The 23,550-nt window shown below is 73.9% G+C and carries 18 protein-coding genes and 1 pseudogene; 8 read left to right on the top strand and 11 right to left on the bottom strand.

The window, feature by feature from the left end; translation table 11 throughout:
- The first annotated feature begins 106 nt into the window (after positions 1-106).
- Positions 107-2,344 (top strand): restriction endonuclease, encoded by a 2,238-nt coding sequence (locus ACZ4W5_RS14370; protein WP_465654601.1) that lies wholly within the window; start codon positions 107-109, stop codon positions 2,342-2,344.
- 258 nt (positions 2,345-2,602) lie between these two features.
- On the opposite strand, the gene efeU is transcribed toward ACZ4W5_RS14370, so the two are convergent.
- The 4 genes from efeU to ACZ4W5_RS14350 form a co-directional block, all read right to left on the bottom strand.
- The gene (gene efeU / locus ACZ4W5_RS14365) at positions 2,603-3,436 is read right to left on the bottom strand and encodes an iron uptake transporter permease EfeU (RefSeq protein WP_360230694.1); all 834 of its coding nucleotides are present in this window, start codon (positions 3,434-3,436) and stop codon (positions 2,603-2,605) included.
- 34 nt (positions 3,437-3,470) lie between these two features.
- Complete coding sequence (gene efeB / locus ACZ4W5_RS14360) at positions 3,471-4,775, bottom strand: iron uptake transporter deferrochelatase/peroxidase subunit (RefSeq protein WP_465654600.1); 1,305 nt, start codon at positions 4,773-4,775, stop codon at positions 3,471-3,473.
- A 118-nt stretch (positions 4,776-4,893) separates the two neighbouring features.
- Positions 4,894-6,042, bottom strand: a complete 1,149-nt coding sequence (gene efeO, locus ACZ4W5_RS14355; RefSeq protein ID WP_402476852.1) for an iron uptake system protein EfeO — start codon at positions 6,040-6,042, stop codon at positions 4,894-4,896.
- A gap of 142 nt (positions 6,043-6,184) precedes the next feature.
- Positions 6,185-7,000, bottom strand: a complete 816-nt coding sequence (locus tag ACZ4W5_RS14350) for an ABC transporter ATP-binding protein (protein WP_465654598.1) — start codon at positions 6,998-7,000, stop codon at positions 6,185-6,187.
- Between the two features lie 229 nt (positions 7,001-7,229).
- Between ACZ4W5_RS14350 and ACZ4W5_RS14345 the strand changes: the two genes are divergently transcribed.
- Positions 7,230-9,338: an amino acid adenylation domain-containing protein gene (locus ACZ4W5_RS14345; protein ID WP_465654596.1), complete on the top strand. Its 2,109-nt coding sequence runs from the start codon at positions 7,230-7,232 to the stop codon at positions 9,336-9,338.
- 59 nt (positions 9,339-9,397) lie between these two features.
- Here ACZ4W5_RS14345 and ACZ4W5_RS14340 read toward each other — a convergent pair whose 3' ends face one another.
- On the bottom strand, positions 9,398-10,726 hold the full coding sequence (locus tag ACZ4W5_RS14340) for a hypothetical protein (protein WP_465654594.1): 1,329 nt from the start codon (positions 10,724-10,726) through the stop codon (positions 9,398-9,400).
- A gap of 228 nt (positions 10,727-10,954) precedes the next feature.
- Between ACZ4W5_RS14340 and ACZ4W5_RS14335 the strand changes: the two genes are divergently transcribed.
- Positions 10,955-12,544, top strand: a complete 1,590-nt coding sequence (locus ACZ4W5_RS14335; protein WP_360230682.1) for a M4 family metallopeptidase — start codon at positions 10,955-10,957, stop codon at positions 12,542-12,544.
- A gap of 60 nt (positions 12,545-12,604) precedes the next feature.
- Here the strand turns inward: ACZ4W5_RS14335 and ACZ4W5_RS14330 are convergent, their stop codons facing one another.
- The 4 genes from ACZ4W5_RS14330 to ACZ4W5_RS14315 all read right to left on the bottom strand — a co-directional run bounded on the left by ACZ4W5_RS14330 (position 12,605) and on the right by ACZ4W5_RS14315 (position 16,225).
- Positions 12,605-13,651 carry a hypothetical protein gene (locus ACZ4W5_RS14330; protein WP_465654592.1) on the bottom strand — a complete coding sequence of 349 codons (1,047 nt, stop codon included), beginning with the start codon at positions 13,649-13,651 and terminating at the stop codon, positions 12,605-12,607.
- Positions 13,652-13,692: 41 nt separating this feature from the next.
- Entirely contained in the window at positions 13,693-14,661 is a 969-nt protein-coding gene (locus tag ACZ4W5_RS14325) for a D-2-hydroxyacid dehydrogenase family protein (protein WP_465654590.1), read from the bottom strand.
- A complete protein-coding gene (locus tag ACZ4W5_RS14320; RefSeq protein ID WP_465654588.1) occupies positions 14,658-15,026 on the bottom strand; it encodes a hypothetical protein in 369 nt (122 codons plus the stop codon). The genes ACZ4W5_RS14325 and ACZ4W5_RS14320 overlap by 4 nt, the downstream gene beginning before the upstream one ends.
- A gap of 131 nt (positions 15,027-15,157) precedes the next feature.
- Positions 15,158-16,225 (bottom strand): DUF5937 family protein, encoded by a 1,068-nt coding sequence (locus tag ACZ4W5_RS14315; RefSeq protein ID WP_465654665.1) that lies wholly within the window; start codon positions 16,223-16,225, stop codon positions 15,158-15,160.
- Positions 16,226-16,298: 73 nt separating this feature from the next.
- Here ACZ4W5_RS14315 and ACZ4W5_RS14310 point away from each other — a divergent pair.
- From ACZ4W5_RS14310 to ACZ4W5_RS14295, 4 genes and pseudogenes are all read left to right on the top strand, one after another.
- Positions 16,299-17,230: pseudogene (locus ACZ4W5_RS14310) on the top strand (aldo/keto reductase).
- A gap of 76 nt (positions 17,231-17,306) precedes the next feature.
- Positions 17,307-17,978: a histidine phosphatase family protein gene (locus tag ACZ4W5_RS14305; RefSeq protein ID WP_465654586.1), complete on the top strand. Its 672-nt coding sequence runs from the start codon at positions 17,307-17,309 to the stop codon at positions 17,976-17,978.
- Between the two features lie 141 nt (positions 17,979-18,119).
- Positions 18,120-18,710 carry a TetR/AcrR family transcriptional regulator gene (locus tag ACZ4W5_RS14300; protein WP_387717060.1) on the top strand — a complete coding sequence of 197 codons (591 nt, stop codon included), beginning with the start codon at positions 18,120-18,122 and terminating at the stop codon, positions 18,708-18,710.
- A gap of 203 nt (positions 18,711-18,913) precedes the next feature.
- Positions 18,914-20,011, top strand: coding sequence for an SDR family oxidoreductase (locus tag ACZ4W5_RS14295; RefSeq protein WP_465654584.1), 1,098 nt, complete (start codon positions 18,914-18,916; stop codon positions 20,009-20,011).
- Between the two features lie 347 nt (positions 20,012-20,358).
- On the opposite strand, the gene ACZ4W5_RS14290 is transcribed toward ACZ4W5_RS14295, so the two are convergent.
- Entirely contained in the window at positions 20,359-21,195 is an 837-nt protein-coding gene (locus tag ACZ4W5_RS14290; protein ID WP_465654582.1) for a helix-turn-helix domain-containing protein, read from the bottom strand.
- Between the two features lie 117 nt (positions 21,196-21,312).
- Here ACZ4W5_RS14290 and ACZ4W5_RS14285 point away from each other — a divergent pair, with 117 nt between their 5' ends.
- Complete coding sequence (locus ACZ4W5_RS14285; protein WP_465654580.1) at positions 21,313-22,377, top strand: aldo/keto reductase; 1,065 nt, start codon at positions 21,313-21,315, stop codon at positions 22,375-22,377.
- A gap of 170 nt (positions 22,378-22,547) precedes the next feature.
- Here ACZ4W5_RS14285 and ACZ4W5_RS14280 read toward each other — a convergent pair whose 3' ends face one another.
- Positions 22,548-23,507 (bottom strand): S41 family peptidase, encoded by a 960-nt coding sequence (locus ACZ4W5_RS14280; RefSeq protein ID WP_465654578.1) that lies wholly within the window; start codon positions 23,505-23,507, stop codon positions 22,548-22,550.
- Positions 23,508-23,550: the final 43 nt, after the last annotated feature.

The following is a 23,550-nucleotide window of genomic DNA, read 5'->3' as shown; positions in this document are numbered from 1 at the left end:
TTGGCCGGGCGGGGCGTCCACGTTCTATTCTGGCGGGCGCGGTCGGCGGTGGTGCCCGGAGGTGGCGCGGGGCGGCCGGGTCGGTGTGAGCGCGAAGGGGTGGCTGGTGGCGGGGCGGCGGAACAGCGGGGTGCTGGCGGTCTGGGCGGAGGCGCAGCGGCAGCAGCAGCGCCGGGAGGAGGCCCGGTGGCGTGCAGAGGCGGCGGAGTTGCGCCGGCACGAGCGGGCCCAGCGCGAGGCGCAGCGGGCGGCCGCCCGGGACGAGCGGGAGGCGCAGCGCGCGTACCAGCAGTCGCGGGAGGCGGAGGCGGCCCGGCGGACGGCGGAACTGGACGCCCGGGTGGAGGAGTTGCGCGGGCTGTTGACGGCCGGCCTGGCCGCGCCGGCGTTCGGGCCGCAGGCCCTGCTGGCGCCGCGCCCGGTGCCGCCGTTCGATCCGGGGCCGCTGGGCGTGCCGGTGCCGATGCCGGACCAGACGTCCGCCGCCTACCACGTGCCGCCGCCGGACGCGGCGCAGGCCCGCAACCCCGGGGTGCGCCGCCAGTACGAGCAGTACCTGGCGCAGGCCCGGGCCCGGTTCGAGCAGGACTGGTACGCCGCGCAGGCCCGGGAGGCGGACCGGCAGTCCCGGCTGGCCGCGTACCACCAGGAGTACCTGAGGTGGGCGGAGGGCTTTCGCCGGCAGGAGGAGGAGCGCAGCACCGGGACGGAGGAGTTGCTGCGGCGGCTGCGGGCGGGCGAGCCGGAGGCCGTGCAGGAGTACTTCACGGCGGGGCTGTACGCCTCGGCGGCCTGGCCGGAGGGCTTCCCGCACCGGCTGGTGGCGGCCTGGGAGGTGTCGAGCCGTCAGCTGGTGGTGAACTGGGAGCTGCCCGGCCCGGACGTGGTGCCGGCCGCCGCGCGGGTGCGGTACGTGAAGGCGGACGACCGCGAGGCCGAGGTGGCCCGGCCGGCGACCGAGCGCAAGGCGCTGTACCGGGAGGTGCTGGCGCAGTCGGCGCTGCGGGTGGCGGCCGAGCTGTTCCGGGCGGACCGGGACGGGATGCTGGACTCGGTGGTGGTGAACGGCTTCGTGCTGGGGATCGATCCGGCGACGGGCCGGGAGGCCGAGCGCTTCCTCTCCACGCTGACCGCGACCCGGGCCGAGTTCTCGGGGCTGGCACTGGACCGGGTGGCCCCGGTGGAGTGCTTCCAGGGGCTGGGCGGCAAGCTGTCGGCGCGGCCGGAGCGGCTGGACGAGGTGAAGCCGGACCGGCTGCCGGAGTCGGTGGGCGGCAGCCTGGCCGGGCACTTCGGCGACGAGGAGCCGGACCTCTTCGAGATGGATCCGCTGGACTTCGAGGACCTGATCGCCGAGTTGTTCCGGCTGCGCGGTTTCCGGGTGATGACGACGGCCCGCAGCGGTGACGTCGGGGTGGACGTGGTCGCCGAGGACCTGGACCCGGTGACCGGCGGCAAGATCGTGATCCAGGCGAAGCGGTACCGGAAGACCGTCCCGCCGACGGCCGTGCGCGACCTGGAGTCCACCGTGCGCCACCACGGCGCGATCAAGGGCATCCTGGTGACCACGGCGGGCTTCGGCAAGGGCTCGTACAGCTACATCGAGGGCAAGCCGCTGACCCTGGTCAGCGGGCCGGAGCTGGTGGAGCTGCTGGCCGACCAGGGGCTGCGCGGCCGGCTCGGCGGCGGCACCGGGGCCGGTACGGGCGGCGCTGGCGCCGGGGGCGGCGCCGACGGTACGGACGGCAGCGGCGGCGCGGGCGGCAGCGCCCGCAGCGGGACCGACGACGCGGGCGGCCCGGCGGCGGGACGGCAGGAGCCGGACGCCCCGCACAGCAAGGTCACGGTGAGCTGGCAGAGCCGGACGGCCGGCGGGGAGCCGGTGGAGCTGGACGTCACGGCGTTCCTGTGCGCCCGCGGCCGGGTGCTGAGCGACGAGCATTTCGTGTTCTTCAACAACCCGCAGGACCCGGACGGCGCCGTCCGGCTGCACCCCACCCACTCGGTGCCGGGCGAGCCGGCCCGGGCGGCCCGGCTGAGCCTGGACCTGCACCGGCTGCCGGCCGCCGTGGACGAGGTGGTGCTGGCGGTGTCCACCGAGGAGGAGGAGCACCCGACGCTGCCGCTCGGTCACGTGTACGGGCTGGCCGTCGCGGCGGAGTACGGGCCGGGGGCGGCCGGTCCGGCGCGGTGGCCGGGGGCGAACGGCGGCATGCCGGACTCGGCGATGCTGCTCGGGAGCTTCCGACGGACGTCCGCGGGCTGGCAGTTCGAACCCTCGGCACGGGCGGTGACGAACGGTCTGACGGGGCTGGCGACGGCCTTCGGCGTCGCGGTGGAGTGACGGGCCGGGACTTTGGTCCCCATGGGCCCCTCCGGCTGACGACACCGCCCCGGCCGGGGGGGGGGGGGGGGGGGGGGGGGGGGGGGGGGTGTGTGGGGGGGGGGGGGGGGGGGGGGGGGGGGGGGGGGGGGGGGGGGGGGGGGAACAGAGGCGAGAGCGGGAACAGCGGGAGGGACAAAAACCCCCCCCCCCCGGGGGGGGCCGGGGCGGTCCGGTGCGGTGCTGTGCTGTGTAGCGGGTGTGCGGTGAACGACCGGGTCAGGCGGCCGGCTTGGCGGCGACGGGCTTCGCCCGGTTCCCGAACAGGTTGAAGAACACGGCCAGCGTCGGCAGCAGGTACGCCAGCCAGACCACCAGCTGGAGCACGGTCGGGTCCGGCTGGAAGTTGAACACGCCCTTGAGCAGGGTGCCGTACCAGCTGTCCTTGGGGATGGTGCTGGAGATGTCGAAGGCCGTGGCGTGCAGGCCGGGCAGCCAGCCGGCCTCCTGGAGGTCGTGGACGCCGTAGGCGAGCACGCCGGCCGCGACCACGACCAGCATCGCGCCGGTCCAGGTGAAGAACTTGGCCAGGTTGATCTTCAACGCCCCGCGGTAGAACAGCCAGCCGAGCACCACCGAGGTGAGCAGGCCGAGCGCGGCGCCGATCAGCGGGTTCCAGCCGTCGTCGGTGGCCTGCACCGCGGACCAGATGAACAGCGCGGTCTCCAGGCCCTCGCGGCCGACCGCCAGGAAGGAGGTGACCACCAGCGCCGTGGTGCCCATCGCGATCGCCGCGTCCAACTTGCCGTGCAGCTCGGTCTTGAGGTGCCGGGCGGTGCGCCGCATCCAGAACACCATCCAGGTCACCAGCCCGACCGAGATGATCGACAGCGAGCCGCCGAGCGCCTCCTGGGCCTCGAAGGTCAGCTGCGAGGAGCCGAACTGGAGGACCGCGCCGAAGACCATGGAGAGCACCACGGCCGCGGTGACGCCGAGCCACACCGGCGGCAGCTTGTCCCGGCGGTCGGTCTTGACCAGGTAGGCGATCAGGATGCAGACGACCAGGCTGGCCTCGAGGCCTTCGCGCAGGCCGATCAGGTAGTTGCCGAACACGGCTGACTCCTCGGGGTGTTGGGGGTGGGAAGGATCAGCCGAACAGGGCCTGGCCCCACCACTCCCCCGGCTTGCGGACACCCGCCGGGCAGGCGAAGTGGGCGGAGCCGACGTGCTGGATGTACTCGTTGAGCTTGTCCGAGGCCGCGAGCCGCTGCTGGAGCGGGACGAAGGCCTTGCGGGTGTCGCGCTGGTAGGCGAGGAAGAACAGTCCGGCGTCCAGGCGGCCGAGGCCGTCGGTGCCGTCGGTGAAGGAGAAGCCGCGGCGCAGGATCATCAGGCCGTTGTTGGCGTCCGGGTGCGCCAGGGCGACGTGCGAGGTCGCGGGCATCGCCTTGAGGTCGGGGGCGTCGTGCTCCTTGGCCTTGCCGTACGGGGCGCCCTCGCCCTTGGTGCGGCCGAAGGTGTCCTCCTGGTCCTTGAGCGGGGCGCGGTCCCAGGTCTCGATGTGCATCCGGATCCGCCGGGCGACCAGGTAGGAGCCGCCGGTCATCCACTCGGGGCCGTCGCCGGGGGCGGCCCAGACGTGCTCGGCGAGGTTGGCGCCGTCGCTGCCCGCGATGTTGTGGGTGCCGTCCTTGAACCCCATCAGGTTGCGCGGGGTCTGCTGGTCCGGGGTGGTCGAGGAGGTCTTGCCGAAGCCGAGCTGGGACCAGCGGATGTTGACGGTGCCCATGCCGATCCGGGCCAGGTTGCGGATCGCGTGCACCGCGACCTGGGGGTCGTCGGCGCAGGCCTGGACGCAGAGGTCGCCGCCGCTGCGCAGCGGGTCGAGCTTGTCGCCCTTGAAGGTGGGCAGCTCGATCAGGGCCTCGGGGCGCTGGGCCTTGAGGCCGAAGCGGTCGACGCCGTCCTTCTCGAACAGGCCGGGGCCGAAGCCGATGGTGAGGGTGAGCCGGGAGGCGGGCAGGCCGAGGGCCTCGCCGGTGTCGTCCGGCGGGGCCTCCGCGGAGGCCGGGACGGCGCCGGTGCCGACCTCGCGGCCGCCGGTCATCGCGGCGGCCGCCTTGGTCCACTCCTTGAGCAGCTTGACCAGGGATTCCCGCGTCGCCTTCTCGGAGACGTCGAAGGCCGCAAAGTGCAGCCGGTCCTGGACGGGGGTGGCGATACCGGCCTGGTGGTCGCCGTAGAACGGGACCTCCGCCGCGACCGTCGCGCCGGCCGCCGGGACGGGGTCGTCGTCCTGGCGGCTCGCCGCCGCGACCGAGCCGACGGCCGCGGCGCCGAGCGCGACGCCCGCGCCGGCCCAGCCGATGACGGCGCGGCGGCTGACCGCGCCCGGGGTGGGGGTGGCGGCAGCGGCCGGGGCACCCTGCTGCTGCTCGTTCTCGGCGTCCATCGGCGGGCGGGCCCTTCTCACTCTTGCTGAACTACTGGAACTGCTGGAGGTGCTGGAGATGCTGGGAGTCCGGAAGCGCTGGAGCTGCCGGCGGTGCCGGACTCCCGGTGCCGGTCGCCTACTTGACGACCACGGCGGCGGCCAGCTTCGACAGCGGCTCGCCCAGCGAGTTGACCGCGTCGGAGAAGGTCTTGCGCTCGGCCTCGGTGACCTTGTCGTACGGGGTGAAGGTGCCGTCGGCCTGCTTGTACTTGGCGAGCAGGGCGTTGATGGCGGTGAACTCGGAGTCGAGGGTCTTCGACAGCTCCGGGTCCTTCTCGGCGGCGACCGGCTTCAACAGCTCGTAGGCCTTCTGGGCGCCCTCGACGTTGGCCTGGAAGTCCGCGAGGTCGGTGTGGCTGTAGCGGTCCTCCTCACCGGTGATCTTGTTGGTGGCGACCTCGTCGAGCAGTTCCTTGGCACCGTTGGCCATGCTGGTCGCGGTGATCTCCGCCTCGGGGATCTTCTTCTGCCAGTCCTTGAGGTCGGTGACCAGCTGGTCGGCGAGGGTCTTCTCCTCGTCGCCGATCCTGGCGTCGGCCCAGAGGGCCTTCTCCAGGCGGTGCCAGCCGGTCCAGGCCTGGCCCTGCTCCAGCTTGTCCTCGCGGGTGTCGGTCTTGGGGTCGACGTCGCCGAAGCTCTCGGCGACCGGCTCGGTGCGCTCCCAGCCGGTGCGCGAGGGGGCGTACAGCGACTTGGCCTTCTCCAGGTCGCCGCCCTTGATCGCGGCGGCGAAGGCCTCGACCGCCGGGACGGTGGCGTCGGCCTGCTCCTGGGCGTACTTGCGGTAGGCGTCGACGGCGGCGGCCAGGCGCGGGTCGGCGGGGGCGGCGCTGCCGCTGTCGCCGGTCACGGTGATCTTCTGGCGGATGCCGTCGCCGACCATGCCGGGCTTGCAGGCGACCTCGTAGCTGCCCGCCTTGATCTCGGCGTTGATGCTGGCCTTGGTGCCGGGGCCGATGTTCTCCCGCTCGGTGACGATCTTGTCGCCGGCGGCGTAGACGTAGACCTCGGTGGTCTTGGAGCCCTTGTTGCTGATGTCGATCACCACGTGACCAGCCGGGAAGCTGGTCCTGGACACCTCGCAGGCGGTGTCGGTGGCGTTGACCTTGACCGCGTCCGAGGCGCCCGCCTTGTCGTCCTTCTTCGACGCGCAGCCCGCCAGGGCGGCGGTGGCCACGGCGAGGCTGAGCAGCGCGGCTGCGGTGGAACGGCGGCGGGCGGACATGGGGGCTCCAACGGAAAAGGGCATGGGGGTGCCAAGGCCGGGTAAAGCACCGGCCGGGCCGGCGCCTCCTGATTTAGCTAAGGCATACCTTACGTAAGAAGTCTTTACCGTCGACACCCGGCCCCCCGCCCTGCCCGAACCGTTACCTCCCGGGCGCGCGGCGGGCGGCGGCGCGGGCCGTCCAGCGGCCCTCCTGGCGGCTGATCCGGATCGGGTGGCCGAAGGTCGCGCTGATCAGCTCCGTGGTCATCACCTCGTCCACCGGACCGGCCGCCAGGCACTCGCCCTCGCGCAGCAGCAGCGCGTGGGTGGTGCTCTCCGGCAGCTCCTCCAGGTGGTGGGTGACCAGCACGCTGGCCAGTTCGGGGTGCTGGTGGCGCAGCAGGTCCAGGCTGTCCAGCAGCAGCTCGCGGGCGGTCAGGTCGAGACCGGTGGCGGGCTCGTCGAGCAGCAGCAGGCGGGGGCTGGGCATCAGCGCGCGGGCGATCAGAGCCCGGCCGCGCTCGCCCTGGGAGAGCGTGGTCCACGGGGCGTCCGCCATCGCGGCCATGCCGAGGGTCTCGATCAGCTGCTCGGCCCGCTCCACCGCCTCGGGGGCGGGCTTGCGGTGCCACTCCGGCTCGATGGTGTTGGTGTGGCCGGTGAGCACCACCTCGCGCACGCTCAGCGGCGAGCGCAGCGGGTGGCGCGGGTTGACGTGCCCGAGGTGGGCACGCAGCTCACGGATGTCGACCCGGCCGAGCCGGCGGCCGAGCACGTCCACCGTGCCGCGGGTGGGGTGGGAGACCGCGCCGAGCAGGGCGAGCAGGGTGGACTTGCCCGCCCCGTTGGGACCGAGCAGTGCCCAGTGCTCGCCGGGCTGGATCTCCAGGGTGATGCCGCGCAGCAGGTGCCGGCCGTCGCGCACGACGTCCACGTCCTGGGTGCGCAGCAGCGGGCCGTCGAAGGACGGGGCCATGGTGCGGTTCTCCGATCACGGTGCCGGTCAAGGGGGTGGTCGGCGCCGCACCGGACCGGCCCGGCGCCGACCGTCCGCGTGCACAGTACAACCGTCGGCCCGGGGCGGCCCCGCGGCATCCGAGGGGTGGACCGCGACGGCCGGGGAAGGAATCACCAGAACCCTGTCGCCCGGGGTGAGTTGGGAGGAGGATTGGATCCTTCCGAGGGGGACAGGGGGAGGTCCGACGATGACTGCGGATCCGAGGGCGACGGACGGGGAGCGGGCCGCCGCCACGCTGCACGAGCTGGTCGAACGGCAGGCCCGCCGGGCGCCGGAGGCGGTGGCGGTGCGGTGCGGCGGCGACGAGCTGACGTACCGGGAACTGGACGAGCGGGCGGTGCGGCTGGCCGCCCACCTGGCGGGGCGCGGGCTCGGCCCGGGCGCCCGGGCGGCCGTCGCACTGGGCCGGGGCACCGAGGTGTACGTCGCCCTGCTGGCGGTGTTGAAGACCGGCGCCGCGTTCGTGCCGCTGGAGCCGACCGCGCCCGACGCCCTGCTGCGGCACGTCCTGGGCGACGCCGCGCCCGCGTTGCTGCTGACGGAGCGCCGCCATCTGGTCCGGCTGGCCGACGCGGGCCCTGCGGAGCCCGTCTGCCTGGACGAACTGGACCTGCCTGAGCGGGAGTTCGTGCCGCCGGAGGTCTCCCCCGAGGACGTCGCCTGCGTCTTCTACACCTCCGGCTCCACCGGCCTGCCCACCGGCGCACTGGTCGAGCACCGCAACCTGCTGGCCGCGTACGCCGGTTGGCGCGAGGTGTACGGGCTGACGCCCGCCGACCGGATCCTGCAGACGGCGAGCCTGGAGTTCGACGTCTTCACCGCCGACTGGGTGCGCGCCCTGGGCACCGGCGCGACCCTGGTGGTCACCGCCTTCAACCTCACCCTGGACCGCACCGCCGACCTCGCCGCGCTGCCCGCGCTGGTGGCGCAGGAGCGGATCACGGTCATGGAACTGAACGTCCGCACGGCGCGCCGCCTCACCGACCTGCTGGCCGCGACCGGCGCCGGGCTGCCCGGGGTGCGGCTGCTCACCGTCGGCGCCGAGAAGTGGTACCTGGACGAGCAGTTGGGCCTGCAACGGCTGCTCGGCGGGGACACCAGGGTGCTGAACGTCTACGGCCTGGCCGAGGCCACCGTCGACAGCACCTGGTTCGAGGTCCGCGGCGCGGCCGCCGCCGAGGGCGCGGAGCGGGTCTCGCTGGTCGGCCGGCCCTTCCCCGGCACCCGGGTGTACGTGCTGGGCCCCCAGGCCACCCCGGTGGCGCCCAGGCGGGTCGGTGAGATCGCGATCGCGGGCTCCGGCCTGACCCGCGGCTACCTCAACCGGCCGCTGGACACCGCCCGGCGCTTCGTGCGCGCCGACTACGACCCGGACGGGAAGGTGCTGCTCACCGGCGACCTCGGGCGGCTGCGGGCGGACGGCGTACTGGAGTTCGTCGGCCGGGCCACCACCGTGGTCGGCCCGCTCGGCACGGACCGGGCGACCACGGTGACCACCCGGGTCAAGGCGGCGGCCCGCGCCGAGGGCGCGCTGCGCGCCCATCCGTCGGTCCGGGAGGCCGCCGTGGTCGAGGTACGGCCCACACCGGGGAAGCCGGTGCTGGTCGGCTACGCGGTGCCCACCCAGGGCGTTCCGGAGGGGGTGGACGGCTGGTCGCTCACCCAGTACCTGCTGACCGAGCTCAAGGGCTTCTCGGCGCCGGCCGCGGTGGTCGTCGTCCCGGAGCTGCCGCGCACCCGGGCCGGGAAGCTGGACCGCGCCGAGCTGCCGCTGCCGGCCCCGCCGGAACACACCGCGCCCCGCTCGGCCAAGGCGGGCGGCAGCCGCAAGGGCGGCGGGAAGGCCGGGGGCGGGGCGGGCGCCAAGGACGCGGCGGGCTGCCTGGCCCTCTTCCTCACCGTGACCGCCACCATCGTCTCCCGGGCCCTCACGGACACCTTCTTCCCCGGGTCGACGGACCTCTCGGGGGTGCCCGGCGCGTACCACTTCTGGTTCGGCCTGCTCTACTTCTGCGAGTGCGCCGCCTTCGGCGCCGGGCTGGCCTTCCTGGTCCTCGGCCTCCCCTCGGTACTGCGGCTGGGCCGCTCGCCCGGGCTGTCGGTGCTCGCCTACCTGTCCGTGTTCTGGCTGCTCGCCAACTGGTGGCCGCAGGACAACCTGTACCGGCTGACCGCGGCCGACGACTGGCCGCGCGAGACCACGATGGTGTACGTGTTCAACATCCCGCTGATGCTGGCCGCGGTGATCGTGGTGATCTTCCTGCTGCGCAAACCCGCTCCACGGAAGGTGAACTGACGGTTCATCAGCTCAGTTCGTCAGCTCAGTTCGTCAGCTCAGTTCGTCGGCGCAGTTCGTCAGCGCAGGGCCTCGAACATTCCGGCCAGGGCGTGGTTGGCCGCCGCGACCAGTGCCTGCGCGGCGTCCAGCGCCTCGCCGTCGGGCCCGGCCAGGGCAAGCCCGACGGCGGGCTCCGGGTCGTGGGCGGCCGTCGGGATCAGCGGCAGCAGGGTGACGCCGAGCCGGGCGCAGCGCGGGCGCAGTCGGTCGAGGTGCTCGTACAGCGCCTCGGGGGCGAGCCGGGCGCCGAGCGGCAGCGCGTCCAGGGTGCGGACCAGGTGGCCCGGGCCGCGTACCTGGTCCAACCGCTCGCGTAGCACGAAGGCGACGGCGGGGCCGGTGAGCCGCAGGTTGATCTCGGTGGGGGCGAGGCGGCGCTGGCGGTCGGTGACGAAGTCGACGTCGTACCAGCCGCGGTAGCCCTCGGCGGCCAGCCGCTCCCCCACTGCCAGGGCGAAGCCGCGGGCCGTGTCGGCGGCGGCCCGCGGCACGGTGCCGGGGCCGACGGTGACGCCCTGGTAGCGGGTGCCGGCCACCTCCATGGCGCCGGCCCCGACCGGGTGCACGGTGCCGTCCGGGCCGATCACGGCGTCGTAGGTGACGTCCCGCAGCCGGGCGGCCGGGCCCGGGTCCACGTACTCCTCCAGCAGTAACTCGCCGTCCGGTGGCAGGAGTTCGGAGCGCACCAGGCGGCGCAGCAGGGCGCCTCCGCCGCCGGCGGCGAACAGTTCGGCGGGCTCGACCACGACGGTGCCGTAACCGCCCACGCCGTACGGGCTCTTGAGGACGGTGGTCAGGCCCCGGACGGCACGGACGGTGAGTCTGCGCGCCGCGCGACGACGGCTCTCCGCGCGCTCCTGGGCGGGGACGACGATCCCGGGGTGCTCGGGGGCGAGGGCGGTGAACAGCCCGTGCGCGGCGGCCTTGGACTCGTAGCGGCGTACGGCGGCCAGCTCGGGCCCCTCGCCCTGCGCGGTGGTGCGGCCCCAACTGACCACCGGACGGCCGGACTCGGCGATCCTGGCGGCAAGTGCGGGGCGGGCGGCGAGCGCCTCGGCGAGCGTCCGGTCGGCGGCCACCCCGGTGTGCACCTCGACCGGCCCCCAGGCGAGTTCGCGGCCCAGCCAGTCGGTCCAGGCCCGGTCGACCTCGGCGGGCAGCACCAGCACGGCCGGTTCCGGGCTGTAGCCGACGGCCAGACAGGCGTAGTGGTGCGCCTGCCGCAGCCGCCGCGCCCGCTGGGCGGCGTCCATGCCCGGGGCGAAGAACTGGGCGTTGAAGTCCGCGACGTTGCCCAGGTGCACCGCCGCCCGCCCGCCGGTCCAGGCCCCCACCCATCCGTCCATGGAGCGGAAGCATAGGGCGTCGCAGCGCCGACGGGCCCCGCCTCGGTAGTCGACCGTCACGACGGCAGTGTGGACGGCTTGTTAAGTTCCGATCATTTTTGACTGGACCAGGACACAACTTGGCAAAGTTATGACTTTTCCTCTAGCCCGATCTGACTGATCGCCGTCAATCTCGGTCGCAGCTCTTTGCAGCCCCTTTTCCTGCACCCCACCCCCACTGGAGTCAGAGTGAGCCCCAACTCCTCCTCCCGTCGTGCCCGCACGGCCGGAGCGATAGCCGTCGTCGCCGCCCTCGCCGCCGTGGCCGTCCCCACCACGGCCTCCGCCGCCCCGGTCGGCCGCGAGGCCGCGATCGCCCAGGCCCGCGCCAACGTCACCCACAACCCCGGGGTGTTCGGCTACGGCGCGGGCCAGGACCTCGTCCTCAAGGACGTCGTCCTCGACCCCGACGGCACCTCGCACATCCGCTTCGACCGCACCTACCAGGGACTTCCCGTGGTCGGCGGCGACCTGGTCGTCCACCAGGACGCCCGCGGCAGGCTCAAGGACTCCTCCCGGGCGGCCGCCCACGACGCCGCCGTGAAGACCACCGTCCCCAAGGTCCCCGCCCAGGCCGGCGCCGCCGACGCGCTCTCCGCCGCCCCCGGCGTCCGGGACGCCACCAGCAGCCCCGAACTGGTCGTCTGGGCCGCCGACGGCACCCCGCGACTGGCCTGGCGCACCGTCGTCGAGGGCACCGGCGAGCACGGCCAGCCGGCCGGCAAGGTCGTCGTCACCGACGCCACCACCGGCGAGCAGATCGAGTCCTACGACGCCGAGCACCAGGCCGCCGGCACCGGGAACTCCGAGTACACCGGCCAGGTCACCGTCGACACCACCCCGGCCAACGGCGGCTACACCCTCACCGACCCGGTCCGCGGCCACGTCACCAAGGACGCCGGCAACCTGTCCGCGAGCTCGATCAAGGCGAGCTCCGGCACCCCGTTCACCAGCACCACCAACGTCTGGGGCGACGGGAGGAAGTTCTCCACCAACCGTGCCACCGCCGCCGTCGACGCCCACGCCAACACGGCCTGGACGTACGACTACTACAAGAACGTGCACGGCCGGAACGGCATCAAGAACGACGGCAAGGGCGCCACCGTCTTCGTGCACGTCGGCACCAACTGGGACAACGCCCAGTGGTCCGACAGCTGCTTCTGCATGATGACCGGCGACGGCGACGGCACCACCGACCCCGAGCAGGTCGACCTCGACACCATGGGCCACGAGATGACCCACGGCGTCACCAGCGCCACCGCCAACCTGCGCTACAGCGGCGAGTCCGGCGGCCTCAACGAGTCGACCAGCGACATCTTCGGCACCATGGTCGAGTGGTACGCCAACAACAGGATCGACACCGGCGACTACCTGTTCAGCGACCAGTCCACCCCGCCGTGGCTGCGCCGCTTCGACAAGCCCTCGCTGGACGGCAAGTCGGCCGACTGCTGGAGCAGTTCGGTCGGCAAGCTGGACGTCCACAACTCCTCCGGCGTCGGCAACCACTGGTTCTACCTCGCCAGCGAGGGCAGCGGCAGCAAGACCGTCAACGGGGTCGCCTACAACAGCCCCACCTGCAACAAGTCCACGGTCACCGGCATCGGCAACCAGAAGGTCGCCAAGATCTGGTACCGCGCGCTGACCGTCTACATGACCTCCACCACCAACTACAAGGGCGCCCGCGCCGCCTCGCTCAACGCCGCCCGCGACCTCTACGGCGCGGGCAGCACCGAGTACAACGCGGTCGCTGCGGCCTGGAGCGCCGTCAGCGTCAACTGATGCGTCAAGCAGTGCGTCACAAGTAATGCGTCAACTGATGCGTCAACCAGTGTGCGGAGATCAGCTGTTGAACCCGACGTGGACGTGGTCGTGATGGGTGTCGTCGGTGAAGAACTGGTTGCCGACGCCCGCGATCGCCACCGGCCCGCCCACGTTGTACGAACCGGCCGCCGCCGCGTCCCGCATGAAGGACTCGATCAGCTGCCGGGGCGTGGCCGGGTCCACCACCGCCCGGCCGTCGATCCGCCAGACGTCGAAGGCCCGGCCCAGCGGATGGTCGCTGGGCCGGGTCGTCCCGAAGACGTCCAGGGGGTGGCCGGTGCGCACCACGCTCACCGACAGCGCGTACGGGCCGGCCAGCCGCAGCATCGCCGTCAGGACGGTGTCGTGGACGGTGCCGCTGAGCAGGTCGGCGGCGGCCTCGGGCGGCAGTTCGATCCTCGGCTCGGCCAGCACCTTCGCCACCGCGGGGGCGGGTGAGGCGGTGGCCGGGCCCGGGTCCCCCGGGTTCACGGCGGTGACCGTCCAGCGCGGCGCCGCCCGGCTCAGCCGGACGTCCACCGTGATGCCGCCCGCCGCCACCGAGCCGTCCGGCCGCCTGGTCCACTGGCGGCAGACCACCAGCACGCTCGCCGAGTCGGCGAGGATCCCGCCGTACTGGGCGTCGATCACCTCCAGGGCCGCCTCCGGCGCCGCCGGGGCGAGCCGCCCGGCCCCGTCCGCCAGGCCCGGCGGCAGGCCCAGCGCGGCCACCCGGGCCCGGGCCGCCCCGGCCCCCTGGCCGCCGGGCGGCCAGGCGCCGAGCGCGGCGACCAGCTCGACGGCGCGGCGCTTGACGTCGGGCTGGATCTCGCCGGGGCCGGGCTGCCAGAGCGGCGGGGTGGGCAGCGGGGTCGGGGGCTGGGTAGGGGGCTCTGTCGTGGTCGGGGCCGTCGTGGGAGTTGGGGTGGGCCGGTCGGTCGAGTGCGGGGTCGGCGGCGAACTCGCTGGGGCCACGGCGGACTTCGCTCCGCTCGTACACCCCACCGCGCCCAGCAGCACCGCCGCCGCACCCGCCCGCAGCACCCCGCGTCGGCCCGTACCCCGGCCACCGTCTCCGCTCGTCATGCCGTCAGTATGCGACCGGCGGCCGGGCCGGGGCGCGGGCGTCAGCCCAGACGGCGGATCGGCTCACCCGCCAGGAACGCCGCGATGTCCTCCACCGCCTCGGTGAAGTACCGCCGGTAGTTCTCCTGCGAGACGTACCCCAGGTGCGGGGTGGCCAGCAGCCGGGGCGCGCGGCGCATCGGGTGGTCGGCGGGCAGCGGCTCGACGTCGAAGACGTCCACGGCGGCCCCCGCGATCCGGCCGCCGGTGAGGGCGGCGAGCAGCGCGTCCTGGTCGACGATCGCCGCCCGGGAGGTGTTCACCAGGTAGGCCTCCGGCTTCATCAGGGCGAGCTCGGCGGCGCCGATCAGCCCCCGGGTGCCCGCGTCGGACGCGAGGTGGATCGACACGAAGTCGCTCTCCCCGAGCAGTTGCTCCTTCGAGGCGGCCCGGCGCACACCGGCCGCGGCCGCCCGTTCGTCGGTCAGGCTCCGGCTCCAGGCGAGCACCTCCATGCCGAAGGCCAGCCCGACCCGGGCCACGGCGCCGCCGATCCGGCCGAGGCCGAGCACTCCGAGCGTCCGGCCGTGCAGATCGGCCCCGACGGTGCTCTGCCAGGGCCCGCCCTCGCGCAGCGCGGTGTTCTCCTGGACGATGCCGCGGGCCAGACCCAGCAGCAGCGCCCAGGTCAGCTCGACCGGCGGGGTGCCGGAGCTGGCCGTACCGCAGACGGTGACGCCGTGCGCCGCGGCGGCCGGGAGGTCGATCACCGAGTTGCGCATGCCGGAGGCGATCAGCAGCTTGAGGCGGGGCAGCCGGGCGAACAGCGTGGCGGGGAACGGCACCCGCTCGCGCAGGGTGACCACGATGTCGAACCCGGCGAGCACGGCGGCCAGTTCCGCCTCCGAGGCGTGGTGCTCGCGGAAGGCGGTCACCTCGACCCGGTCGGCGACCGGGGTCCAGTCGGCGGAGCTGGTGGCGACGCCCTGGAAGTCGTCCAGGACGGCGCAGCGAAGGAGCGGAAACGTCATGCCCGCAGCTTCCCAGACGGCGGCGGACCGGGGGGCCGCAGGCCGTAGCGGTCCCGGTCCCGTTCCCTGTCCCTTTCCCGGACGATCCACGGGGGCTCGCCGAGCTTGGCCCGCAGGACGGCCATCGGGTGGCGCAGCTCCCGGGGGTCGAACAGGCCGTCCCAGCCGTGCTGTTGGATGTCCAGCAGGTCGTGCATTCCCTCGCCGAGCTCGATCAGGGTGCGCAGCACCCGGGTGTCCTGGCGGGTGAGCGGGACCTCCCGGCCGTCCACGGTGGCGATCCGGGTGGTCAGGTCGAGGACGATGCGGCCGTCGAAGGCGGTCAGCGGGCCCGGCGACTCGTCCACGGGGTGTTCCTGCTCCATGCCGGGCAGCCTATCCATTTGCGGCTCCGCGCCGAACTCCCCCCGGCCCGAGGGCACATGACCGGCGGACCGGGTTCGTGGCCCTGGCCAGGCGGCCGGGGGAACAGCGGCCGAGAGAGCGGCCGCGCCGCTCAGCCGTCCGGGGCGAGCAGCGCCTCGGCGGTGGCCGTCCGGGCGTACAGCACCCAGCGGCCGGCGCGGTGGGCGCTGACCAGGCGGGCGTCCCGCAGCGCCGTCAGGTACTGGGAGACGGCCGAGGGGGACAGGCCGGTGCGGTGGGCGAGATCGGTGGTCGAGGCGGGGGCGGCGAGTTCGGCGAGCAGCAGGGCGCGGGAGCGGCCGAGCACCGCGGCCAGGGCCGCCGTGCCGGGGGCCGGTGCCTCCGCGGTCCAGAGACGGCCGATCCCCCGTGCCGGGTAGGCGAGTTGGGGCGGGGCCGGCGGGGCGAGCAGGGTGAACAGGCCGGGGCCGGTGAACGCGGAGGGGATCAGCAGCAGGCCCGGCCCGGCGGTGCGGCGGGGCATCGGGCGGGAGCGGTGGCTCAGCCGTAGGGCGCCGTCGGTCCAGCGCAGTTCGGCGTGCAGGTCGTTCAGCACCCGCTCGGCGCCGTGCTCGGCGGCCTGCCGGGCCCGGTACAACACGTCGGCGTCGAGCACGGCGCGGATCCGCGCCCAGTACGGCGCGAGGGCCAGCTCCCAGTAGGCCTCGACCGCCTCGGCGAGCCGGGCCAGCCCGGCCTCCGGGTCGGCGTGCAGGGCCCGCAGCCTCGGGCCGAGCCCGCCCTGGTCCGCGTGGTGCGCCCGGTCCGTCCGGTCCGTCCGGTCCGTCCGGTGCGGGCGGTGCGCCCGGTCCGCCTGGTCCGCCTGGTCCGCCTGGTCCGCCGCCAGCCGGTCCAGGTCGCGCCGGACCTGCGCGGCGGGGGTGGCCCGGATCGCGGCGAGTTCCCCGGCCAGGGTCGGCGCGGGGCCGGTCGGGGCCGGGTTGAGGAAGTCCGGCACGTAGCCGGTGGGCGGCACGAGTTCGGCGAGCAGCCCGTACGCCGGGCCGAGCGCCGCCAGCCGGGGCCGGACCTGCTCCACCCAGGGGCCGTGGACGGCGTGCGGCACTCCCGAGCGCAGCAGGCGCAGGCTCGGCCCAACCTCCCACATCGGTGCGACCACGAACCGCATCCGGGCCAGGTCACCCGCCGTGAACAGCAGTTCCGCCAACGCCCGCCCCCGTGGATTCACACATTCCCGAATCAGTGGCGATCAGGTTAGTTCAATGGCGATCATGACCAGCATGACTTCCGACACCACTCTGACCGCCCCCTCCGTGTCCGCCGCCTCCTCCGGCACCTGGCAGCTCGGCGACCGCACCGTCCACCGGATCGGCTTCGGCACCATGCGCCTGCCGCAGACCGGACCGGCGCTCGTACCGGAAGCCGTGCCGCGCGACCGCGACCAGCCCTGCGGGTGCTGCGCCGCGCGGTCGAACTGGGCGTCAACCACATCGACACCGCCGCCTTCTACTTCTCCCCGCTGCGCTCCGCCAACGAGCTGATCAACAGCGCCCTCGCCCCGTACTCCGACGACCTGGTGATCGCCACCAAGGTCGGCCCGGCCCGTGGCACCGACGGCCAGTGGATCGACCACGCCCGCACCCCCGAGGCCCTGCGCGCCCAGGTCGAGGAGAACCTGCGACAGCTCGGCCGCGACCACCTCGACCTGGTCAACCTGCGCATCCTGGGCACCGACTCGATCGCCGAGCGCTTCGGCGCACTCGCCGAGTTGCGGCAGGCCGGACTGATCCGACAGCTCGGCCTCTCCAACGTCCACCCGCACCAGCTCACCGAGGCCCAGGCCATCGCCCCGGTCATCTGCGTACAGAACCCGTACGGGATCGGCGCCTCGGCCGCCCAGGACGAGGTGCTGCGGCTCTGCGGCGAGCAGGGCATCGCCTTCGTCCCGTTCTACGCCATCGCCGGTGCCGGGCGGGAGGGCGGCGCCGGCGGGACGGAACCCGGCGAGGTCCGGACGGTTGCCGAGGCGCGCGGCGTCAGCACGGCCCAGGTCCGGCTCGCGTGGACGCTCCACCGGGGCCCGCACGTCCTCGCCATCCCGGGCACCGGCGACGTGGCGCACCTGGAGGACAACCTCGCGGCCGGCGCCCTGCGGCTGACGGCCGAGGAACTCGCCCTGCTGAACCGGGCCCACACCGGCTGACCGGGAACCACCACCGACCGAACGGGCGTCACTCCGGGGCCAGACCGTCGCACCGAACGAACCCCGGAGCCCGCCCGTGCCCGACAGCGCCACCCGCTACCTCTACCTCGCCCGCCACGGCGAGGCCGCCCACCACAGCCCCACCGACAAGGAGTCGGGGCGCGAGCCGGAGGGCGAGTCGGAGAGCTGCGGACTCACCCCCACCGGCCGCCGGCAGGCCGTCCTGCTCGGCCGCCGCCTGGCGGAGCGCCCCCTCACGGCCGTCCACCACGGGCCGCTCCCCCGGGCCGCGCAGACCGCCCGGCTGATCGGGGAACAGCTCGGCGGGGTGCCGGTGTCGGCCTGTGAGGAGGCCGGCGACTACGTCCCGTACGCGCCGTCGGCCGACGAACTGCCGCCCGACAGCGCAGAGTTCCTGCTGCGCTTCCTGGCCGGAGCCTCCGCCGAGGAGCTCTCCCGCGGGCCGGAACTGGCCCGCCGGGCCGTCGACCGCTTCACCGGACCGGTCGACGGCCCCGAGGACCGGCACGAACTGGTCGTCACCCACGCCTTCCTGATCGGCTGGCTGGTCCGCCACACCCTGGATGCCCCCGCCTGGCGCTGGCTCGGCCTCAACGCGGCCAACTCGGCGCTCACCGTGCTCCGCTTCGCTCCCGGCCGCCCCTCCGCCGTCCTCCTCCTGAACGACCAGTCCCACCTGCCCGAGGAACTGCGCTGGACGGGCTTCCCGCCGGAGCTGCGGGCCTGAGCAGGCGTCGCTGAGCAGCCGTCGCGAGGCCTCCGCCCGGGCTGGCGCGTTGAGACGAGTGGGGGCAGGTCCGTCGGCAGGCATGCGGCCGCCAGAATTGTGGTCGACAGGAATATGCAGACCGGTCTACAGTCTCCATCCATGGGAGCAAAGGGCGAGGAGACCCGGGCCCGGCTGATCGCCGGCACCCGGGAACTGATCGAGCAGCACGGGTACTCCGGCACGGGCCTCAACCAGGTCCTGGCCGTCACCGGCGCACCGCGCGGCTCCCTCTACTTCCACTTCCCCGGCGGCAAGGACCAACTGGTCGCGGCCGCACTGCTGCAGTCCGGCCAAGAGGTCGCCGACCTGCTGACCGGACTCGCCGCCGACGGAGCCGACGCCGCCGCGCTGAGCCGGCACCTCACCGAGGTGTTCGCGGACCGCCTGGCCCGCTCCGACTACACCAAGGGCTGCCCCATCGCCACCGTCGCCCTGGAGGTCGCCGGCACCAACGAGGCACTGCGCGCCGTGTGCGCCGAGGTGTACGAGGGCTGGCAGCGCATCCTTGCCGAGCAGCTGACCGCCGGCGGCTTCCGCCCGGCCGAGGCTGCGGTGGCCGCCGGCCAGGCCCTGGCCCTGCTGGAGGGCGCGGTGCTGCTGGCCTCGGTCCGACGCAGCCGCGAGCCCCTGGACGACGCCCGGCACGCCGTCCTCCACCTCCTCGGCGCGAAGGCGTCCGGCCGCTCGTAGCCGTCGCGCGGGCACCCCGTGGCCGGGGCCGTACCCGTAGCCGTGGCCGGCCGGTTGCCGCGCCGACCGCTCGGCCAAGAATATGCAGACCGGTCTACAGACCAACTGTGCGCCTGCCATCCCACTAACCCCTCCCCCTTCCACTTCCACTCCCCGCCCCGCCCCACCATGACCAGAAATTATGCAGATCGGTCTACAGAAATATGCCGACCGGTCCACAGAAAGCAGGAACACTCACGCCATCCGCTCCCCCGCCCCCGCCCCCGCAGACCCTCGTCCTCGGCGCCGGCGGCTTCCTCGGCCGCTGGCTGATCCTCGAACTCCTCGGCCGCGGCGAGCCCGTGGCCGCCGCCGTCCGCACCACCGGGAGCGGCACAGCCCTCCGCGCCTGGCTGCGCGAGCACGACACCGACCCGACCCCGCTGACCACCGTCACCGCCGACCTCACCCGCCCCGGCCTCGGCCTCTCCCCCGAGGACGACGCCCGCCTCGCCGAGGTCCGCGACGTCCACAACCTCGCCGCCCGCTACCAGTTCGGCCTCACCCGCGCCCAGGCCGAACCCGCCAACCTCCACGGCGCCCTCCACGCACTGCACTGGTCCGCGACCCGACCCCGGCTGCGCCGCCTGGTCCACCTCTCCGGCTACCGCGTCGGCCGCGACCCCCACCCCCGCCACCCGCTCGACCAGGGCGCCACCGCCGCCCTCTACGCCCGCCTCGGCGCCTACGAGGCCTCCAAGCAACTCGCCGACGCCGCCGTCCGCGTCACCGCACCCCGGCTCGGCGTCCCGCTCACCACCGTCAACCCGAGCAGCGTCATCGGCCACTCGGCCACCGGCGAGGCCGGCCAGTACCTCGGCCTCGCCCAACTGGTCCACCAACTGCACCGCGGCCGCCTCCCCCTGCTGCCGGGCACCCGCCGCACCTTCGTCCCCGTCGTCACCGTCGACCACCTGACCCGCTTCCTGGCCGCCGTCCCGGCACACGACCACGCGCCCAGCGCCGCCCACACCGTCCTCGACCCGACCACCCCCGCCCTCCCCGACCTGGTCGCCCTCCTCGCCACCCACCTCGGCGTGCGCCCACCCCGCGGCCTGATCCCCGTCCCCCTCGTCCGCCGCCTCCCCCGCGCCCTCACCGGCGCCGACCCGGAGACCCTCAGCTTCCTCTCCGAGGACCGCTACGACACCACCTCCGCCGACCACCTCGCCACCGCCGCCGGCCTCACCCACCCGCCCCTCACCCCCGCCCTCCACCACTGGGCCGACCGCCTCGTCCACGACGCCTTCGGCACCCGATAGCCACCCCCGCCCCGCACCGGAAGTCGACCCACCCGACTTCCGGTGCGTCCCACACCCACCCGCCGCAAGTGGACCGTCTGGATCATCGGTTGAGGTGTGCCGTCGCGTGATGCCCAATGAGCCGGGATCGAGCCGCTGTTGCCGGATCCGGCTCCGAAGAACGGTTGGCGTTGGCGCGCGGACGACGCTGGAGTCGACCGCCACGACCCTGCCGAGATCGCCTTCGGCATCGGCCTGAGCGAGCAGGGCGGTGGAGATCCTCTCCCAGGTTCCGACAGCGGCCCGGTTCCTCAGTTGCTCGTGGGCGCCACTCCACTGCTCCGGGGCAGGCCCACAGCTTGGCCCAGTCACCGCGCGCACAGCCGGTCCAGGGCCGCGCGGCTCTCCTCGTCCGCGGCGCGGTAGACCAGCAGGCGCAGTTCCGGATCCTGGAGCGGCAGCAGGACTTCGAAGTCGACGGTGATCGCACCGGCGACCGGATGCCGCAGCAACTTCCGGCCGCGTCCGTTGACGCCGACCTCCCGCTCCGACCACAGGCGGGCGAAGTCCTCGTCCTGCGTGGCGAATTCGGCGATGAGGCCGGACAGCTCCCGGTCCGGCGGATGCGCGGCCCATGCCGCGCGCAGGTGGGCGATCCCGTCCCGCAGCGCCTGCTCCCGGTCGACGTAGAAGCCGCGCATCGCCGGGTGCAGCAGGCACAGCCACATCGCGTTGCGCCGTGACGGCAGCACGGCCTCGAAGTCCGGTAGCAGCCGGGCCATTTCGGGGTTCCAGGCGAGGATGTCGTAACGGTGGTCCAGCAGCATGGCCGGCAGCGGCGAGAGGTCATCCACCAGGCGGGCCAGCGACGGCGCCGCACCGGCGGCCGGCCCACCGGTGGTGCCGGGACGGCGGTGTCCGGCCAGGTCGAAGAGGTAGTCGCGTTCGCTCGGGTCCAGGCACAGGGCCCGGGCCAGCGCCGCCAGCACCTCTGCCGAGGGCCGCAGCCCGCGGCCCTGCTCCAGCCGGACCACGTAGTCGGTGCTGACCCCGGCCAGTTCGGCGACCTCCTCCCGGCGCAGCCCCGGCGTCCGCCGGGCCCGCCGGTGCGACGGCAGGCCCATCCGGTCGGGGTCGAGGCGTTCGCGCCTACTCCGCAGGAAGGCGGCCAGCTCCTGGGTGGTGTCCATGGTTCGGGTCGTCATGACCGGTCCAACCGCCAGGGTGGGACCGGCCTTCCCAGGAAGTGCCGTCCCTTACCTCCGGACCGCCGCCGCCACAGACTCGGTCCCGGCAACGGATCACGAGCACAGGAGGACCTGATGGCACTGACCCTCGACGCCTACCGGCTGCTGGGCCGCTCGGGACTGCGGGTCTCACCGCTGGCCCTGGGTACGGCGACCTTCGGCACCGAGTGGGGCTGGGGCGCCGAACGGGCCGAGGCACGCAAGCTGTTCGACCACTACGTCGGGCTCGGCGGCAACCTCCTCGACACCGCCGACACCTACACCGACGGCAGCTCCGAGCGACTGCTGGGCGAGTTCGCCCGCGAGGAGCGCGAACGTCTGGTGCTGGCGACCAAGTACTCGACGCTGCGCCGCCCCGGCGACCCCAACTCCGGGGGCGGTCATCGTAAGGCCCTGTTCGGTTCGGTGGAGGGGAGCCTTCGGCGGCTGGACACCGACTACCTCGACCTGCTGTACCTGCACGTCTGGGACTTCCGGACGCCGGTCGAGGAGGTCCTGCGCGGCCTGGACGACCTGGTCCGGCAGGGCAAGGTGCTGTACGTGGCGATCTCCAACACCCCAGCCTGGCAGGTGTCCCGGATGCAGGCGATCGCCGACCTGCGCGGCTGGTCGCCGCTGGTCGCACTGCAGGTCGAGTACAGCCTGCTCGAACGCACTGCGGAGCGCGACCTGATCCCGATGGCCCGGGAACTGGGCCTGGGCGTGGTCCCGTACTCGCCGCTGGGCGGCGGGGTACTCAGCGGCAAGTACGGCCGGGACGACCTGAGCGCGACGGGTGCCGCCGCCGGCGCCAGCACCCGCAGGGGCGTCAACCTCGCCCTGGGCACGCTCACCGAGCGCAATCTTGCCGTGGCCGGGGCCGCCCGGGAGGTCGCCGCCGAGCTGGGCCGCACCCCGGCCCAGGTCGCGCTGGCCTGGACCTTGCGGAACCCGGGCGTGGCGACCACGCTGATCGGGGCGCGCACCCCCGCCCAACTGGAGGAGAACCTGGGCGCCCTGGAGGTCGAGTTCACGGCCGCCCAGCTGGCCCGCCTGGACACGGCGAGCGCGATCGAGCTCGGCCAGCCGCACGACCTGCTGGCGAGCGACCACATCCGCCGGGTGACCACGGGCGGCCTGCGGATCGAGACCCGCCGCTGAGGGCCGACGGTCAGCCTGGGCATGCGCTGCCGCCAGCCTTGCGGTGCCGGATCCGCCTCCAGTCCTCGCCGGTCAAGTCCTTGATGATGTCGCTGGCGGCGAGGTGCAAGGGCGGGGCGAGTCCCCGATTTCGGGTAAGAGCCGTGGCAGAGTCCGTCGATCCGGTCCCGCTACGCGAGGCGTGCCACGGCCAGGGCCAGTGCGCGGTCGAGCGCCGCATCGGGGTCGCACGGCACGTCGGGACGGACGCCGGTGCCCTCCCAGTTGGTGCCCGAGACCGGGTTGAGCGCGCGGGCGACCGGCACGCTGAGTTCCAGGTTCGGGTGCACCGTCCAGCCCTCGCGCGGGTGCGCGCCGCCCCGGGTGGCCTCCCCGACGACCTCGGCGCGGCCGAGCTGCTGGAGGTCGTAGGCGAGTTCCTCGCCCGCCGAGAAGGTGTTCCCGCTGGTCAGCACGTACAGCGGCTTGCTGCCGCCGAAGCGGGCGCCGGGCACGAACGGGGGCGTCCAGGACTGCTCGGCCACCTCGCCCTGCCGCGAGAGCAGGGTGTTGAGGTGCGTACGGCGGTCGAGCAGGTAGCCGCAGACGAAGGCGACCGTGTCCGGGTCACCGCCGGTGTTGCGGCGCAGGTCCAGGACGAGGGCGCGGGCGGGGGCCACCAGCGAGAGCGCCGCGGCCAGCGGCTGTGCCGCCCAGTCCAGCGGGAACATCTTGGGCCCGATCTCCAGGACGGCGACGCCGCCGTCGAGCAGTTCCACCCGCGGCACACCGCCCAGGGAGGAGTCGAAGTCCCGCCGCATCGCTGCGAGTACGGCCGCGCCGCGCTCCGGCGGCACCGGCACGGCATGGTGCTTGAGGGCCAGGTGCAGGTCGCCGTTGACGGACCGCAGGTCGGTGGTGACCGCGTCGGCCAAGTCCTCGATGTTCAGGGACCGGTAGCAGCCCTCGGCGTTGCGGCGGCGCAGCAGGTCCGCCAACTGCCTGGCGGCGTCGGGGAAGACGTAGTTCTCGCCGACCAGGTCGGCGATCGACTCGACGACGGTGACGGCGTCCAGCGGCACGGACAGCGACTCGGACAGCGACTCGGACAGCGACGTGGGCAGCGACGTGGGGGAAGGTGTGGAGGTCATGGGAGGGAGTAGACCAGCGACTTGCAAAAGCGTCAACCGTACT

It is taken from the genome of Kitasatospora sp. NPDC029367 (genome assembly GCF_055569135.1).
This window is presented reverse-complemented; position numbering and strand designations above follow the sequence as displayed.

Coding starts and splice junctions, on each gene's coding strand:
- efeB (WP_465654600.1), bottom strand. CDS start 4,775: ATGGACGCCGAGAACGAGCAGCAGCAGGGTGCCCCGGCCGCTGCCGCC.
- efeO (WP_402476852.1), bottom strand. CDS start 6,042: ATGTCCGCCCGCCGCCGTTCCACCGCAGCCGCGCTGCTCAGCCTCGCC.
- ACZ4W5_RS14350 (WP_465654598.1), bottom strand. CDS start 7,000: ATGGCCCCGTCCTTCGACGGCCCGCTGCTGCGCACCCAGGACGTGGAC.
- ACZ4W5_RS14345 (WP_465654596.1), top strand. CDS start 7,230: ATGACTGCGGATCCGAGGGCGACGGACGGGGAGCGGGCCGCCGCCACG.
- ACZ4W5_RS14340 (WP_465654594.1), bottom strand. CDS start 10,726: ATGGACGGATGGGTGGGGGCCTGGACCGGCGGGCGGGCGGCGGTGCAC.
- ACZ4W5_RS14330 (WP_465654592.1), bottom strand. CDS start 13,651: ATGACGAGCGGAGACGGTGGCCGGGGTACGGGCCGACGCGGGGTGCTG.
- ACZ4W5_RS14325 (WP_465654590.1), bottom strand. CDS start 14,661: ATGACGTTTCCGCTCCTTCGCTGCGCCGTCCTGGACGACTTCCAGGGC.
- ACZ4W5_RS14320 (WP_465654588.1), bottom strand. CDS start 15,026: ATGGAGCAGGAACACCCCGTGGACGAGTCGCCGGGCCCGCTGACCGCC.
- ACZ4W5_RS14300 (WP_387717060.1), top strand. CDS start 18,120: ATGGGAGCAAAGGGCGAGGAGACCCGGGCCCGGCTGATCGCCGGCACC.
- ACZ4W5_RS14295 (WP_465654584.1), top strand. CDS start 18,914: ATGCCGACCGGTCCACAGAAAGCAGGAACACTCACGCCATCCGCTCCC.
- ACZ4W5_RS14290 (WP_465654582.1), bottom strand. CDS start 21,195: ATGACGACCCGAACCATGGACACCACCCAGGAGCTGGCCGCCTTCCTG.
- ACZ4W5_RS14285 (WP_465654580.1), top strand. CDS start 21,313: ATGGCACTGACCCTCGACGCCTACCGGCTGCTGGGCCGCTCGGGACTG.
- ACZ4W5_RS14280 (WP_465654578.1), bottom strand. CDS start 23,507: ATGACCTCCACACCTTCCCCCACGTCGCTGCCCACGTCGCTGTCCGAG.